Consider the following 13,360-nt stretch of genomic DNA (forward strand, 5'->3'; position numbering starts at 1 on the left):
CCGCCCCCCCCGGTCCCTGAGGAGCACGAAGGGCCGGACGAACGGTTCCGACCCCCAGTCCCTGAGCAGCACGAAGGGCCAGACGAACGGTTCCGACCCCCGGTCCCTGAGCAGCCTCCGAGCCTGCGAGGATGCGTCACGAAGGGCCCTTCGTGACGCTCGCAAGCCAATGTGCCCTTGGCAGGACGCTCGTTCCGGCGTGAAAATTAGTGGGCGGCTGGCTGGCAACGCCGTCGATCTTTGGCACTGTTGAGGCCGTTCGCAAGCCGGGTGCGGGTCTGTGTCGTGGGCTCTTCACTGTAACGACGCTGTTCGGCGCGAGTCGGGTGGCAGAGAGTACGAGGACTAGATTAGTTCGTGCCCTAACAGACCCCGGTCAGCCGCCCTGAAGTGGGTGCGAGTCGACCGAAGGTGGTGATGGGGTGATGCAAGTAGTTGATGAGGAACAGATCATCGAGCGGGTCGCCGCGCTCGATGTGGGCAAGGCCGAGGTGGTGTGCTGTGTGCGTCTGCCGGGTACTGGCCGTAAACGCCGCGACCAACAGGTCACCAAACATAAAGCGATGGTGCCGTCGTTGATGGCGTTGGGCCATCACTTGCGTGAGTTGGGCGTGACGCGGGTGGTGATGGAAGCGACCAGCGATTATTGGCGAGCGCCGTTCTACCTGTTCGAGGCCTATGAGCTTGATCCGTGGTTGGTCAATGCTCATGACGTCAAGCACGTCCCGGGACGGCCCAAGACCGACACTCTGGATGCGGTGTGGCTGTGCAAACTTGCCGAACGTCAGATGTTGCGTCCAAGTTTTGTTCCGCCACTAGAGCTCCGGCAGTTGCGGCGACTGACTCGCTACCGCATCAGCTTGGTCTCCGAACGCACCGCGGAGAAGAGTCGCGTGGAAAAGCTCCTCGAGGATGCGTGTATCAAACTGTCGGTGGTGGCCTCGGACATCTTCGGGGTATCCGGGCGCGAGATGATGGACGCATTGATCGCTGGTCAGGCCGATCCCGAACGATTGGCCGATCTGGCCCGCACCCGGATGCGGCGCAAGATCCCGCAGTTGACCGAAGCCTTCGCGGGTGTCACGTTGGGCAGTTTCACCGACGATCACCGCTTCCTGCTCACCCGCATGCTTGCACGGATCGATTCCACCGACGAGGAGATCGCGATGCTCGATGATCAGATCACTGAGCACATGGCCCCTTTTGTCCGCGAGGCCGAGCGCCTGTGTGAGATTCCCGGAATCTCTGATGTTTCGGCCGCGGCGTTGATCGCCGAGATCGGTGTGGACATGTCCCGCTTCCCCACACCCGCTCACCTGACGTCGTGGGCCCGATTCGCCCCCGGGGTGAAATCCAGTGCCGGCAAGAACACCGGTAACGGTGCCACCGGCAAGGGCAACAAGTACCTGGCCCGCACCCTGAGCGAGGTCGTCGCCTCGATCACCAAGTCGCGGAGCTTCCTCGGCGCCCGCTACAGACGTATCGCGCGACGCCGAGGTACGAACAAGGCCAACGTCGCCGTCGGCAGATCCATCCTCGTCATCATTTGGCAGCTGCTGTCCGATCCCGACGCCCACTTCGAGGACCTCGGCCCCGACCACTACGACAAGCACCGCAACACCACCCGCGCCACGCGCCACCACATCCAAGCCCTGCAGTCACTGGGCTGGCAGGTCTCGCTCGAACCGGCCGCGTAGCCCGAACCTCACCACACAACAACAGCGCAACGAACCCAACCACTCACCACCCGAACGTGAGCGGGGCACCCCAGCATGCCCCGTCACCTCTATTTTCGGACTAGCTCGCTCCCTTCGTGACGCTCGCAAGTTCGCGCCTCAGGGCGGCGCCTCAGAGACCGAGTAGGGACGCTCGCACTCGTTGATCTCGGGTCAGCCCGCGGGAGCCGGTGCCGGTGCCGGTGCGGGTGCGGCGGGGCTCGGTTGTGCGGCACCCTGCTCCTGACCGATACCGGCCTGGGCCCCACTGAGTTCCGACACCAGCCACTGACCGTTCTCCTTGCGCAGGTCGAGCCAAAGCAGCATCAGGCTCTTGCCGCCATCGGGGGCCAGTGCGCTCTTCCCACTCACCTCCATCAACACGGAGGTACGTGCGGTGTCGGTGTCGAACTTCTCCACCGACACCGATTTCACGGTCGATTGGGCATCCTGCAGGTTCAGCTGGTCGACGGCCTTGGCGGTGTCGGACTGCTGTTGCTCGAGGTGCTTGTGGAAGTCACCGGTGGACAGCGGCCCGAGGGTGTTCTTCATGTCCGCGACGCCGTCCTTGGTCATCGTGCCGACCAGCTTCGTCACGAACTGCTCGGAGGCTGCCTTGCTGTCGTCGAACGCATCGAGCCGCTCGCGTTGCTGGTAGTAGCCCCACCCCAACAGCACGACACCGACCACGACGGCGATCACGACCAGCACGCCGAGCACCTTGCGCAGTCCGGCCGTGGTGAACGTCAGCGAGATCTGCCGTGGTCCGTCCTTGGCCGCGGTCGCGGCGGCGGACACCTTTCCGGGTTTCGGCTCGTCGGCCGTTGCTTCGTCGGCCGGGCGTGAGCCGTCGGCGCCGCGCGAGGCCTTGGCACGCGAGGCCTTGGTCCGTGGTCGCACCGGTTCCGGGGTCTCGGCGGTCGTATCGGCCTCACCTGACGACTCTGCCGCCGACCCGGAGGGGTCCTGCGCGGAATCGTCGGTTGTCTTGTCCTCGTCGGTCATTCCTACTCTTAACGTCATTTGTCGAGCGGCACGGTCCGCGCATTCGGGTCGTAGTTCGGCGGCGGACCGGCGGTGTCGTCTCCGGGTGGCCGGGGGGCGTTCGCCGATCCCCGGATCTGTTGATTCGGATCTTCAGTGACACAGTACAGATTGGTCGGGACCGTCAGCTCCAGGATCTTCGTCGGCCGCACCGGAGTGACCGCGTAGGTGCAGCTGGGCCGCGGGTACACCGAGCCGAAGGCCCACCAGGCGCCGTCGTGGAACATCGCCAGGCTCTTGATGCCGGCGTCGCGGATGGACGGCAACAGGTTGGCGATCGCCGGGGCGCGCAGTGCGCCCTGCCTCGCGATGTCGACGAACTGTTGCAGAACGTCGGTGACCGGATCGCGGATCTGGTTCAGCGATCCGGTCAGGCTGGTCAACTGTGTGGGCCCCCGATTGAGCAGGGTCCGCAGTTCCTTGTCGGAGGCGACCGCCGCGTTCACGATCGTGCTCATCGAGTTCACCGTCGTACCCAGGTCGGGCTGGATGCCGGCGGTCGTCTTCAGGATCGTGCCGGTGTCGGAGATGAGTTTCTTGGTCTGCGGCAACACGCGCGCGAGGTCGGCGAAGATGGTGCCGCCGGAGACGAACAGCGATCGCAGCACATTGTCGTCGCTACCGCCGTCGCCGAGCGCCACCTGCAGATTGTCCACGGCGGAGCGGAGTTTCACCGGGTCGATCTGGTCGACCACGTTGAGAGTGGACTCCAACATGTCCGGGAAGGCGACGGTGACCCGCGTCTGGTTCTGCTGGATCTCGTCACCGTCGGTGAAGTAGGGCCCCTCGGCGGTCGCCGGCTCGAAGTCCACGTACTGCTCACCGGCCGCGGACAAGCCCAGGGCGGCGACGACGGCGTTACGGTTGATCTTCACGTCGTCGGTGATCTTCACCGTCACATCCACGGATTCGGGGCGAACCTGAATGGTGTCGACCTCCCCGACCCGGGCCCCACGTACCGTGACTCCCGAGGTGTCTTGCAGCCCACCGGAATTGGGAAAGTGCACGGTCAGCTCGTAGGTGCCCTTGAACGGATCCCAGCGCAGGGCACCGAAGGACAGGTAGGCCAACCCGACCAGCATCACCAGGATCAACCCGATGTTGCCGACCAGCACCGAGTGTTTGCGCACCCAGGTGAACGGTCCGGACAGTGCCCTCATCCGCAACACCCCTTCGTTCCGGTGAGACGCGCCAACAGGCGGGTGAGCGTCTGCTGCAAGGCCTCCGAGGCGGCGTCGGCGTCGCCGAGTTCGGGCAGTCGGGTCGCCGAGTCGAAGCCCACACCCGGGTTCAGGTAGTAGACCTTCGACGAGAGTGCCGCCGCACTACCCGGTGTCGCCTTGACCCATTTCGGTGTGAGCGTGCCGAGATTGTCCGCGAGGGGCCCGAGCGTGCCCGCCGCGTCCTTGAGCCCGGCGAGGGCGGTCTGCAGATGCCCGATCATCTCGACGAGGTTGTCTCCGTCGGAGTTCAGGAAGTCATTGGTCGCCGCGGTGACCTGGTTGGTCTTGTCCAAGGTGGTCAGGATCTGGCCGATCTGTCCGTTCACCGCGTTCACGGCGGGTGCGAGCTTGTTGATCGACGCCATGATCTGTGCACGACCCGCGTACAACTGATCGGTGAGCGCGCGGGTGGTGCGCATCGATTCGTCGACCTGCGCCGCGTTCTTGTTGAACTTCGTGATCGCCGTGGTGAGACCCTCGATCGAGCCGGACAGCTCGTCCGGGTGCGGCGAGACGGCATTGCTCAGCTCGGTCAGGATGACCTGAAGCGAACTCAGCGAACCGCTGTCGACCAGACCCGACATGCTGACCAGCAGATCCTCGACGGTCGCGGCCGCCGAGGTGGGGCCGGTGAGCGTGTCACCGTCGCCGAGATAGCCGTCGGGCGCGTCCCGGGGTGGCAGCAGCGCCACGAACACATCGCCCAGAGGTGTGGCCTGGCGGAGTTCGGCACCGGTCCCCACCGGCAACTTCGAAGTCTTGCCGACCTCCATCGTGACCACGGCGGTGTAGTCCTGCGCCTTGATCTCCGAGACCTGTCCCACGTCCATGCCGTTGAGCTTCACCTTGGCGCGGGTGGGCAGGTTCAACGCGTTGTCGAACTTGGCCGTGAGCTCGATGGCCTCGCCGATCCCGCCGGGCGCGGGGAGCGGGATCTGTTCGACCGTCAGGCCAGGCAGGACACCGCACCCCGACAGCGCCAGAACGGCTGCCACGGTGAGCGTCACCACGCCCCGGCGGCGTAGCCGACCGCGACGTCGTGGGTCCGGCTGGGTTCGGAAGCCCCGGATCGTGTCGCCGGTCATTTGGTCAGCTCCAGCAACGCCGAGAACACGCCGAGATCGGGACCGAAGTCCTTCAGCCGTCCGGTACGGCATCCGTTCTTCTGAAGATTGATCGCCTGGCAGAACGTCGACAACGCCTCCGTGTCGATCAGTGACTTGTCCAGGAGCACCTGAGCGCGCCAGGCCCCCTGCTCGGCGGACACCGAGTTGCTCAGGTTCTGGAACAGCAACGGACCGAGATCGATGGTCTCCACCACCTGTCGGGAGAAGTCGCTCAGGTTCGACGCGAGGGCCGCGAGCCGTCCTGTCGACGACCCGATGGTGCCGGCGTTGTTCTGCAGGAACTCGGTGGTGTTCTGCAACGTGGTGTTCAGGTCGGCGAGCGTGGCCTGCAGTCCGGGGGCCTGGCCGTTGAGCATCTGTGCGACCTGGTTGATCGAATGCGAGAAGGCCGTCATCTTCGGGTAGTTGGCGACGAGTGTGGACGTCAGGCTCTGAACGGTTCGGATGATGTCCACCAACGCGTCGCCGTTGCCCGATGCCACCTCGGCGGCCTTGTCGAGTTCGTCGAGCGCGGTCCGCATCCGCTCACCGTTGCCGCTGGTGATGCCCGAGGTGATGTCCATCAGGTCGGCCACCGGTCCCTCGCCGGGGGCATCGCCGGACAACGACTTCACCAGTGCGTCGATGGAATCGAACAACTCCCCCACCGACACCGGACTCTTGGTCTGTTGGATCACGCCGCCGTCGGTGAGCTTCGGGCCCTCGGAGTAGGTCGGCGACAGTTCCATGTGGCGCGTGGTGACGATCGACGTGTTGACGATCGCCGCCGTCGCGTCCGCGGGAATGGGCACGTCCTTGTCGACGGTGAAGGTGACCTTCACCCGGTTGCCTTGCTGCTGTACGGATGTCACCTGGCCGACAGGCATCCCGAGGACGGCGACATCGTTGCCGTCGTACAGCCCGGAGACGTCGTCGAAATAGGCTGTCGCCTCGATCGCCGATCCGAAGAACGCCGTCCACTTGGCCGGGATGAGTGAACATCCCGACAGCCCCACGACCGCGAACATCGTGATCGCGACCAGTGCCACCGACCGCCGCGCGGTGGTCCGGCTCAACATCCGTCCACCACCCGTGCCGTGCACAGCCAGTTGTCGGGGAAGATGCCCCACGGGAGATAGCCGTTCGCATAAGGGCCGTCACCGATGGTGTTGTTCGTCACGCGTGCGGTGACCGGCAGGATCTCGAGGAGCTTGCGAAGGTTCGCACGGTTCTTCTCCAACCCCTGCGACATGGTGTTCAAATTCGCCATGATCGGGGCGAACTGGTTCCCGTTCTCCTTGGCGACGGCACGGGCCTGCTCAGTGAGCTCGGCGATCCCGTCGAGCATGCGGGTGACCAAAGCCTCACGGGCGGCGATCTTCTCGGCGAGCTGCGCGCCTTGCCCGACGATGATCGCCAGCTGCGCTTGGCTGTCGTCGGCAATGGCCGTCACGGTCTTGGTGTCGGTGACCAGCTGATTGATCTGGTCGCGGCGATTGGTGATCACCTTGGACATCGCGGTCAGCGAATCCAGCGTCGGTTTGGTCACCGCCGGCGCTCCGGCGAGTTGCCGGTTGAGTGTGCGCAGGCCGGCGGCGAACTCGTCGTCGTCGATCCCGGCGATGATGGGCGTACCCTCCTCGATGGTCTTCTGCAGGTCATAGGGAACGCGGGTCTGCTCGATCTTGCCGTTCGGGGCCGGCGTCGGCGCGTCGCCCAGTGACACATCGACGTAGCGCTGACCGAGCAGGGTCGACATCTTGATCTCGGCGGAGCCGTTGGAGGTGACCTCCACGTCCTTGTCGACCTTCATGGTGACGGTGACATGGTTGCCGTTCAGTTCGGTCGAACCGACTTCGCCGACGTCGACCCCGGCGACCCGGACCTTGTCGCCCGGCCGAATTCCGCCCGCCTGCGCGAAATCCCCCGTGTAGGTCTTCTGGCCGAGGTGAGCCTGTGCGAGACCCGTGACCGCCAGCACCAGCAGCACGATCACGACGGCACCGGCCAAGCCGTACCACATTCGCCTGTTGTCATCGAAATGTCTGCGCCACTTACTCATTGGCACACCACCGAATGCTTGGTACCGCCGATCTTGTTGATCAGGCCGGGCGGGAACAAGACGTCCCCGATCGCGATGTCGAGGTCACACGCGTAGATGTTCAAGTAGGCTCCCTGGCCCTGGACGAGCGGGAAGTGGCCGAGGAAGATCGGCAACTGAACCGCCATCCGGTCGAGCTTCGCACCGTTGGCGATGAGCGTGTTGGTGGCCGCCCGGGCGTCGGTGGCGGCCCCGGCGAGCGAATCGCGGCTCTGCGAGAGCACATCGGCGAATCCGCTGGCTGTCCGACCGATCTGGTCGACCGACTTGCCGAATGCCGCCGAGTTGGCGTTGAGGTTCTCGATCAGGCTGCTGACGCTGTCGATCACGGTGCCCACCTGATCGCCCTGCCGCGCGAGGTCGCGCATGACCCCACTCAGATCGTCGATGATGGCGCCGATGACCTCGTCGCGGTTTGCCATGTCATCGGCAAGTTTTCCCACCTCGGCGACGGTGTAGCTGAGCGACACCTTGTTGCCCTGGAATGCCTGCACCAAGCCCTCGGACAGTGCGTTGACCTGGTCGGGGTCGAGCGTCTCGAAGACGGGCTGGAATCCGGCGAGCAGTTTGGTGACGTCGAAGGAATCCTCGGAGGGTTGCTGCAGCGTCGATCCCGCGGCGAGCGGTGCACTCTTCGCATCGTCCACCAGGGTCAGCGACAGATATCGCTGACCGATGAGGTTCTGGTACCGGATCGCGGCCTGGGTGTTGGTGAACATGGGCTGGTCGGTCTGGACCTCGAAGGTCACGCGGGCTCGGCCGTGGTCGAGACCGATGTCGCTCACCCGGCCGACCCGGACCCCGGCCATCCGGACGTCGTCGCCGGACGCCAGCCCCGACGCATCGTTGAAATAGGTGGTGTAGGAGTGGGTGTCACCGGGCAACGATCGTTCGAGCGTCGACCAGATGATGTAGGTCAGCAGCAACGCGATGACCGCGAACAGGGAGAAGCCGATCAGCGGTTTGCGGATGCTGGACTGTCCGTGACTCATCGTCCCCCTCCTTCGCGATTCTCGGGTTCACCGGGTTTGATCGTCGACGATTGCACCAGCGGACCCAGCATCAGGGTGTCGGCCGCCGTCGGCTTCCGCTTGAGCGCCTCCCCCAGCGTCTTGTTGTCCGCCGATGTCGACACAGCCCCGAAGGTCTGGGCGGCCCGGCGCATGCCGTTGGACGGATAGATCATCAGCGGGCCCGAACTCGTCGGTCCGGTGCCGGTGCCCGGCCCGACACAGCCGGGTCCGCGCAGCTGTCCATACTTCCCGGCGTTGTACACCGGGCAGTTCTGCCTGGTGTAGCGCTCGAACGCGCCGAAGTTCACGCCGATGTTCAGCTGCGGATGGCCGTTGACCCCGGTGAACACGGTGAGGACGCGGGCGGCCAGATTGTTCAGCGCACTGAGCGCCTGTGGGAGCGAATCCGGTTCCAGCACCGCGGCACCGATCATCGTGTTCAGGTCGCGCACCACGCGTTTCCCGCTATCCCCGTTGCTCGCGAACAGCGCCTGGGTCTCGTCGAGGACGCCCTGTCCCGCCGACAGCATCGCGGTCAGGTCCTGTTGCTTCTCGGCGATCGTCATCGCGGGGATGACGCTGCGTCCCAACGTGTCGAGCAATTGCGGAGTGGATTGCGACAGCCCCCGGACCGCGTTGTCGAAGTTGTCGAAGCCCGACGGGGCGCCGGGCGGGAACTGCGCGTTGATGGTCTTCCAGTAGTTGTCCAGCAGCGGCACGAAGGCGCCGAACACCGCACCGCCACCCTTGAGAGCGTCGGAGATGGTCCCGAGAACCGAGGCGAGATCTTCCGGGGGGACCGCACGCAACAACGTCCGGAGCTCGTTCTGCGCATCCTGCAGCCGGAGGGTGGCCAGCGACTCATCGGCGGGGACGACGTCGCCCGACGACAGGCTCTCGGAGCTGGGCTGCGCGGGCCGCACCAGTTGCACGGAGTTGACGCCGAACAGGTTGGACGGCACCGTCCGCGCGGTGACGTTGGCCGGGATACCGTCGGCCTGTTGCGGATCGAGCTCGATCTTGACGTTCTTGTACTGCAGGTTGCCGGGGCCGGTTTCGTCGCTGAGGTCGATCGACTGCACCGAGCCGACGATCAAGCCGTTGTAGCGGACGTCGGCACTGGTGACCAGGCCGTCGCCGACGTCGGTGAGTTTTGCGGTCACCGGCACGCTCGAGGAGAAGGCGCCCTGGTAGCGCAGGAACAACAGCACGAACAAGATCAGCAGCGCGACCAGGAACGCCACTCCCCGCAGGATGTACTGCACCAGGGAGGGGTTGCGGCCGTCGGTGTCGATTTGCATCCTTCTCCCCCCTATCCCGAGATCTTGATTCCGGGCGAGGTGCCCCAGAACACGAGCGTCATGACCAGATTGGCGAAGACGATCACGATGATCGCCATCCGGATGGCGTGACCCGCGGCCACTCCCACCCCCTCGGGACCGCCGGAGGCGAAGTACCCGTAGTAGCACTGGACGAAGGTGGCCAGCAGCACGAACAGGATCACCTTGGCGAAGGATGCGATCACGTCTGTGCTCACCAGGAACTGGTTGAAGTAATAGAGGTAGGTGCCCGCACCCTGGCCGCTCTGCAGCTGGAACATCACCTGGCAGGCCAGATAATTGGCGGCGAGCGACACCGAGTACAGCGGCACGATCGCCAACACGGCGGCCGACATCCGCGTGGTGACCAGATACGGCAGTGGCCGGATGGCAATGGATTCGAGTGCGTCGATCTCTTCGCTGATCCGCATGGACCCGAGCTGCGCGGTGAATCGGCACCCCGACTGTGCGGTGAACGCCGTGGCTGCGAGGAGAGGTCCGATCTCGCGGGTGGTCGCGAAGGCGGACAGTCCACCGGTGACCGGAGACATGCCGAGCAGATTCAGCGCGGTGTAGCCCTCGATCCCGACGGTGGCACCGCCCATGACGCCGAGGATCACCATGACCCCGACGGTGCCGCCGCCGACGACGATGGCACCGTTACCCCACGCGACGTCGGAGAGCAGTCGCCACACCTCTTTGCGGTAGTGCGTGAAGGTGATCGGCACCGATCCGATGGATTTCACCAGGAAGGTGATCAGGTGCCCCATCGCGGCGAGTCCGCCGCGCGGACCGCGATAGATCGCCTTGGCGGCCTCGACGGGCCGCAGTATCGGCGGTACGTACCGTGATGCCGTCATCTCACACCACCCTCGTCGGTACGAGGATCGCGAACAGCTGAGTCAGCCCGACGTTCACGGTGAACAACAGCAGTACCGAGTTGACCACTGCGGCGTTCACCGAGTTGGCGACGCCGGCGGGGCCACCCTTGGTGGTCAGACCGCGGTCGCAGGCGACCACCGCGACGATGGCTCCGAAGATGACGGCCTTGATGATCGCGAACGCGAGATCCGAGGTGGATGCGAAAGACGCAAAGGTGCCCGTGTAGCTGCCCGGAGTGCCGCCCTGGAAATAGACGTTGAAGACGTACCCGGTGATGAAGCCGACGAAGCAGACGAAGCCGCACAGCAGGAAGCTGACGACCATCGTCGCGAGCAGCCGCGGCGAGATCAGCCGCTGGATCGGATTGACACCCATCACGCGCATCGCGTCGATCTCGTCGCGAATCGTGCGCGAGCCGAGGTCGGCGGCGATCGCCGAGCCCACCGCGCCTGCGAGCAGCAGCGAGGTGACCAGCGGCGCCCCCTGCCGGATCACACCGAGTCCGGTGGCGGCACCGGAGAACGAGGTCGCGCCGACCTGCCCGGCGATATTGGAGACCTGGATCGAGACGATCACACCGATCGGGATCGCGACCAGGAACGTCGGGAAGACCGATGTGCTCGACATGAAGGCGCACTGCCGAACGAATTCACCGAACGGGAATCGCCGCTTGATGATGTCGACGATGAGCACCTTGAACACCTCGACGAACATCCCCATCTGACGTCCGAACGTGTCGAAGGACGCCAGAACATGCCCGTGAAACCACTTGCTCACCCCCGAGCGCGCACGTGGTGCCTCGTCTTCCGAGGTCACCGTGTCAGTAGTCAATCCCCTGCCCCTGCTCTTGCTCCGTTGCCCTCGGGGTCGTCCTATCACATATATGTTGCCCAGAGAGCGCTCTGTTTGACCACACTTTGTGCACTTTCCCCCTGATTGACGAACCCCCGGCGGTAATATACCTCGCTTCACAAAAGGCGCTGTGTCACGGGTCACACTACCTACATCTGCGCGTGGATCGGTCGCGACATACCTTGTGTTGGGTGACCGATCACTCCTGCGCTCCAGACACCATAACTGGGACGGGTGACCAAGGGCGAGGAAACCCTTCGTTTCCGAATCCGGCACGACCGTTCTCGCCCCCCGGGTCGCTCAGGGAGCTGCGCGTCTGGGCGCCGACTGCCGAAACGGTCTCGCTGATCGTCGAGGACGACGACGCCGGGTCCACCGAGATTCCCCTGGGTCACGATCCCGCGGCCCCCGAATGGTGGCTCCCCACGGCGCCCGCCGCGGTCGGGGAGCCGGCGGACAGCGGTAGTCTCGCGGACCTCCGGTATCGGTTCGTCGTCGACGGCGGGGAACCGACCTCCGACCCCCGATCCGTACGTCTGCCCGACGGCGTCCACGGCCCCTCGGCCCTGCACCGTCTCGACGACTTCGCCTGGACCGATGCCGGCTGGGCGGGCACCGATCTCCGTGGATCGGTCCTCTACGAGTTGCACATCGGTACGTTCACTCCCGGCGGCACTTTCGACTCGGCGATCGCGCGTCTCGACCATCTGGTGTCGCTGGGCGTCGACGTCGTCGAGGTGATGCCGGTCAATGCGTTCAACGGCACCTACGGCTGGGGCTACGACGGGGTCGGCTGGTATGCCGTGCACGAACCCTATGGCGGTCCGGATGCCTTCGCCCGATTCGTCGACGCCTGCCACGCACGCAGACTCGGCGTGGTGCTCGACGTCGTCTACAACCATCTCGGCCCATCGGGCAACTACCTGCCGCGCTTCGGCCCGTACCTGAGTGAGGGCACCACCAGTTGGGGCTCATCGGTCAATCTGTCCGACCCCGATTCCGACGAGGTCCGTGCGTTCATCCTGGGCAACGCGCTGCGATGGCTACGCGACTTCCACCTCGACGGACTCCGACTCGACGCCGTCCACGCGCTCGTCGACCACCGTGCCGTCCACCTGCTGGAGGAACTGGCCGTCGCCACCGACCAGCTGTCGGCCGACCTGGGGCGGCCGTTGACGCTGATCGCCGAGAGTGACCTCAACGATCCGCGGCTCATCCTGCCGCGAGACATGGGCGGCTACGGGCTCGCGTCGCAGTGGGACGACGACATCCACCACGCGATCCACGCGACCGTCTCCGGCGAGCGGCAGGGTTACTACGCCGACTTCGGCGGTTTCGACGGGTTGGCGAAAGTGTTGCGCGGCGGCTTCTTCCACGACGGCACCTACTCGTCATTCCGCCGCAGGCATCATGGCAGGCCGATCCCGACCGACATCGTCGCGGCGAACGCGCTGGTCACCTACACCTGCAATCACGATCAGGTCGGCAATCGGGCGATCGGCGATCGGCCGTCCGCCTACCTCGACGGCGGGCAGCTCGCCATCAAGGCGGCGCTGGTGTTGCTCTCGCCGTTCACGCCGATGCTGTTCATGGGCGAGGAATGGGCCGCGGCCACACCGTTCGCCTTCTTCACCTCGCATCCCGAGCCCGAACTCGCCGAAGCGGTTCGGACGGGACGCCGCAGCGAGTTCGCCGATCACGGATGGGACGCGGCAGACGTGCCCGATCCTCAGGACCCGGCGACCTTCGAAGCATCACAGTTGAATTGGGACGAACTCGACCGGCCGGACCATCGGCGCATGCTCGACTTCTACGGGTCGCTGATTGCCCTGCGCAAGCGCGAGGAGAGTCTGGCCCGTGGCGACTTCGCCTCGGTGGACACCGCGTTCGATGACGCGGCCGGGTGGTTCGCGATGTATCGCGGCGAGTGGGCTGTGGTCTGCGTGCTTACGGCGAACGAGACGGTCGTACCGATTTCACTGACGCCCGAGATATGGTGGGACGAACCGACACTCGAAGACGGTTGCCTCCGGAGTTCTGGGCACAACGTGATCGTCGGGAAGATCGGCCAGCTCTGAGCCGCCGGGTCGCGGAGCCCTGCCGGC

Annotated in this window: 11 protein-coding genes; 2 read left to right on the forward strand and 9 right to left on the reverse strand. The window is 65.1% G+C overall.

Annotation, left to right across the window (positions count from 1 at the left end):
- The first annotated feature begins 425 nt into the window (after positions 1-425).
- A complete protein-coding gene (locus ACVT6V_RS21285; RefSeq protein WP_489896097.1) occupies positions 426-1,697 on the forward strand; it encodes an IS110 family RNA-guided transposase in 1,272 nt (423 codons plus the stop codon).
- Between the two features lie 192 nt (positions 1,698-1,889).
- On the opposite strand, the gene ACVT6V_RS21290 is transcribed toward ACVT6V_RS21285, so the two are convergent.
- The 9 genes from ACVT6V_RS21290 to ACVT6V_RS21330 are packed head-to-tail and all read right to left on the reverse strand — an operon-like array spanning position 1,890 to position 11,234.
- Positions 1,890-2,720, reverse strand: coding sequence for a hypothetical protein (locus ACVT6V_RS21290; RefSeq protein WP_489896098.1), 831 nt, complete (start codon positions 2,718-2,720; stop codon positions 1,890-1,892).
- Between the two features lie 14 nt (positions 2,721-2,734).
- Positions 2,735-3,919: an MlaD family protein gene (locus tag ACVT6V_RS21295; RefSeq protein ID WP_489896099.1), complete on the reverse strand. Its 1,185-nt coding sequence runs from the start codon at positions 3,917-3,919 to the stop codon at positions 2,735-2,737.
- Entirely contained in the window at positions 3,916-5,067 is a 1,152-nt protein-coding gene (locus tag ACVT6V_RS21300; RefSeq protein ID WP_489896100.1) for an MlaD family protein, read from the reverse strand. Before ACVT6V_RS21300 ends, ACVT6V_RS21295 begins: the two co-directional genes overlap by 4 nt.
- Positions 5,064-6,167 carry an MlaD family protein gene (locus ACVT6V_RS21305; protein ID WP_489896101.1) on the reverse strand — a complete coding sequence of 368 codons (1,104 nt, stop codon included), beginning with the start codon at positions 6,165-6,167 and terminating at the stop codon, positions 5,064-5,066. Before ACVT6V_RS21305 ends, ACVT6V_RS21300 begins: the two co-directional genes overlap by 4 nt.
- On the reverse strand, positions 6,161-7,150 hold the full coding sequence (locus ACVT6V_RS21310; RefSeq protein ID WP_489896102.1) for an MCE family protein: 990 nt from the start codon (positions 7,148-7,150) through the stop codon (positions 6,161-6,163). Before ACVT6V_RS21310 ends, ACVT6V_RS21305 begins: the two co-directional genes overlap by 7 nt.
- Positions 7,147-8,181 (reverse strand): MlaD family protein, encoded by a 1,035-nt coding sequence (locus tag ACVT6V_RS21315; RefSeq protein ID WP_489896103.1) that lies wholly within the window; start codon positions 8,179-8,181, stop codon positions 7,147-7,149. The genes ACVT6V_RS21310 and ACVT6V_RS21315 overlap by 4 nt, the downstream gene beginning before the upstream one ends.
- Entirely contained in the window at positions 8,178-9,503 is a 1,326-nt protein-coding gene (locus ACVT6V_RS21320; RefSeq protein WP_489896104.1) for an MlaD family protein, read from the reverse strand. The genes ACVT6V_RS21315 and ACVT6V_RS21320 overlap by 4 nt, the downstream gene beginning before the upstream one ends.
- An 11-nt stretch (positions 9,504-9,514) precedes the next feature.
- A complete protein-coding gene (locus tag ACVT6V_RS21325; protein ID WP_489896105.1) occupies positions 9,515-10,381 on the reverse strand; it encodes an MlaE family ABC transporter permease in 867 nt (288 codons plus the stop codon).
- A gap of 1 nt (position 10,382) precedes the next feature.
- Complete coding sequence (locus ACVT6V_RS21330; protein ID WP_489896106.1) at positions 10,383-11,234, reverse strand: MlaE family ABC transporter permease; 852 nt, start codon at positions 11,232-11,234, stop codon at positions 10,383-10,385.
- A 212-nt stretch (positions 11,235-11,446) separates the two neighbouring features.
- Between ACVT6V_RS21330 and treZ the strand changes: the two genes are divergently transcribed.
- The gene (gene treZ, locus ACVT6V_RS21335) at positions 11,447-13,333 is read left to right on the forward strand and encodes a malto-oligosyltrehalose trehalohydrolase (protein ID WP_489896107.1); all 1,887 of its coding nucleotides are present in this window, start codon (positions 11,447-11,449) and stop codon (positions 13,331-13,333) included.
- Positions 13,334-13,360 lie beyond the last annotated feature (27 nt).

The sequence above is a fragment of the Gordonia sp. LMA167 genome (assembly GCF_058130025.1).

Excerpts from the sequence above, each read along its gene's own strand:
- ACVT6V_RS21285 (WP_489896097.1), top strand. The coding sequence starts at position 426 with ATGCAAGTAGTTGATGAGGAACAGATCATCGAGCGGGTCGCCGCGCTC.
- ACVT6V_RS21290 (WP_489896098.1), bottom strand. The coding sequence starts at position 2,720 with ATGACCGACGAGGACAAGACAACCGACGATTCCGCGCAGGACCCCTCC.
- ACVT6V_RS21295 (WP_489896099.1), bottom strand. The coding sequence starts at position 3,919 with ATGAGGGCACTGTCCGGACCGTTCACCTGGGTGCGCAAACACTCGGTG.
- ACVT6V_RS21300 (WP_489896100.1), bottom strand. The coding sequence starts at position 5,067 with ATGACCGGCGACACGATCCGGGGCTTCCGAACCCAGCCGGACCCACGA.
- ACVT6V_RS21305 (WP_489896101.1), bottom strand. The coding sequence starts at position 6,167 with ATGTTGAGCCGGACCACCGCGCGGCGGTCGGTGGCACTGGTCGCGATC.
- ACVT6V_RS21310 (WP_489896102.1), bottom strand. The coding sequence starts at position 7,150 with ATGAGTAAGTGGCGCAGACATTTCGATGACAACAGGCGAATGTGGTAC.
- ACVT6V_RS21315 (WP_489896103.1), bottom strand. The coding sequence starts at position 8,181 with ATGAGTCACGGACAGTCCAGCATCCGCAAACCGCTGATCGGCTTCTCC.
- ACVT6V_RS21320 (WP_489896104.1), bottom strand. The coding sequence starts at position 9,503 with ATGCAAATCGACACCGACGGCCGCAACCCCTCCCTGGTGCAGTACATC.
- ACVT6V_RS21325 (WP_489896105.1), bottom strand. The coding sequence starts at position 10,381 with ATGACGGCATCACGGTACGTACCGCCGATACTGCGGCCCGTCGAGGCC.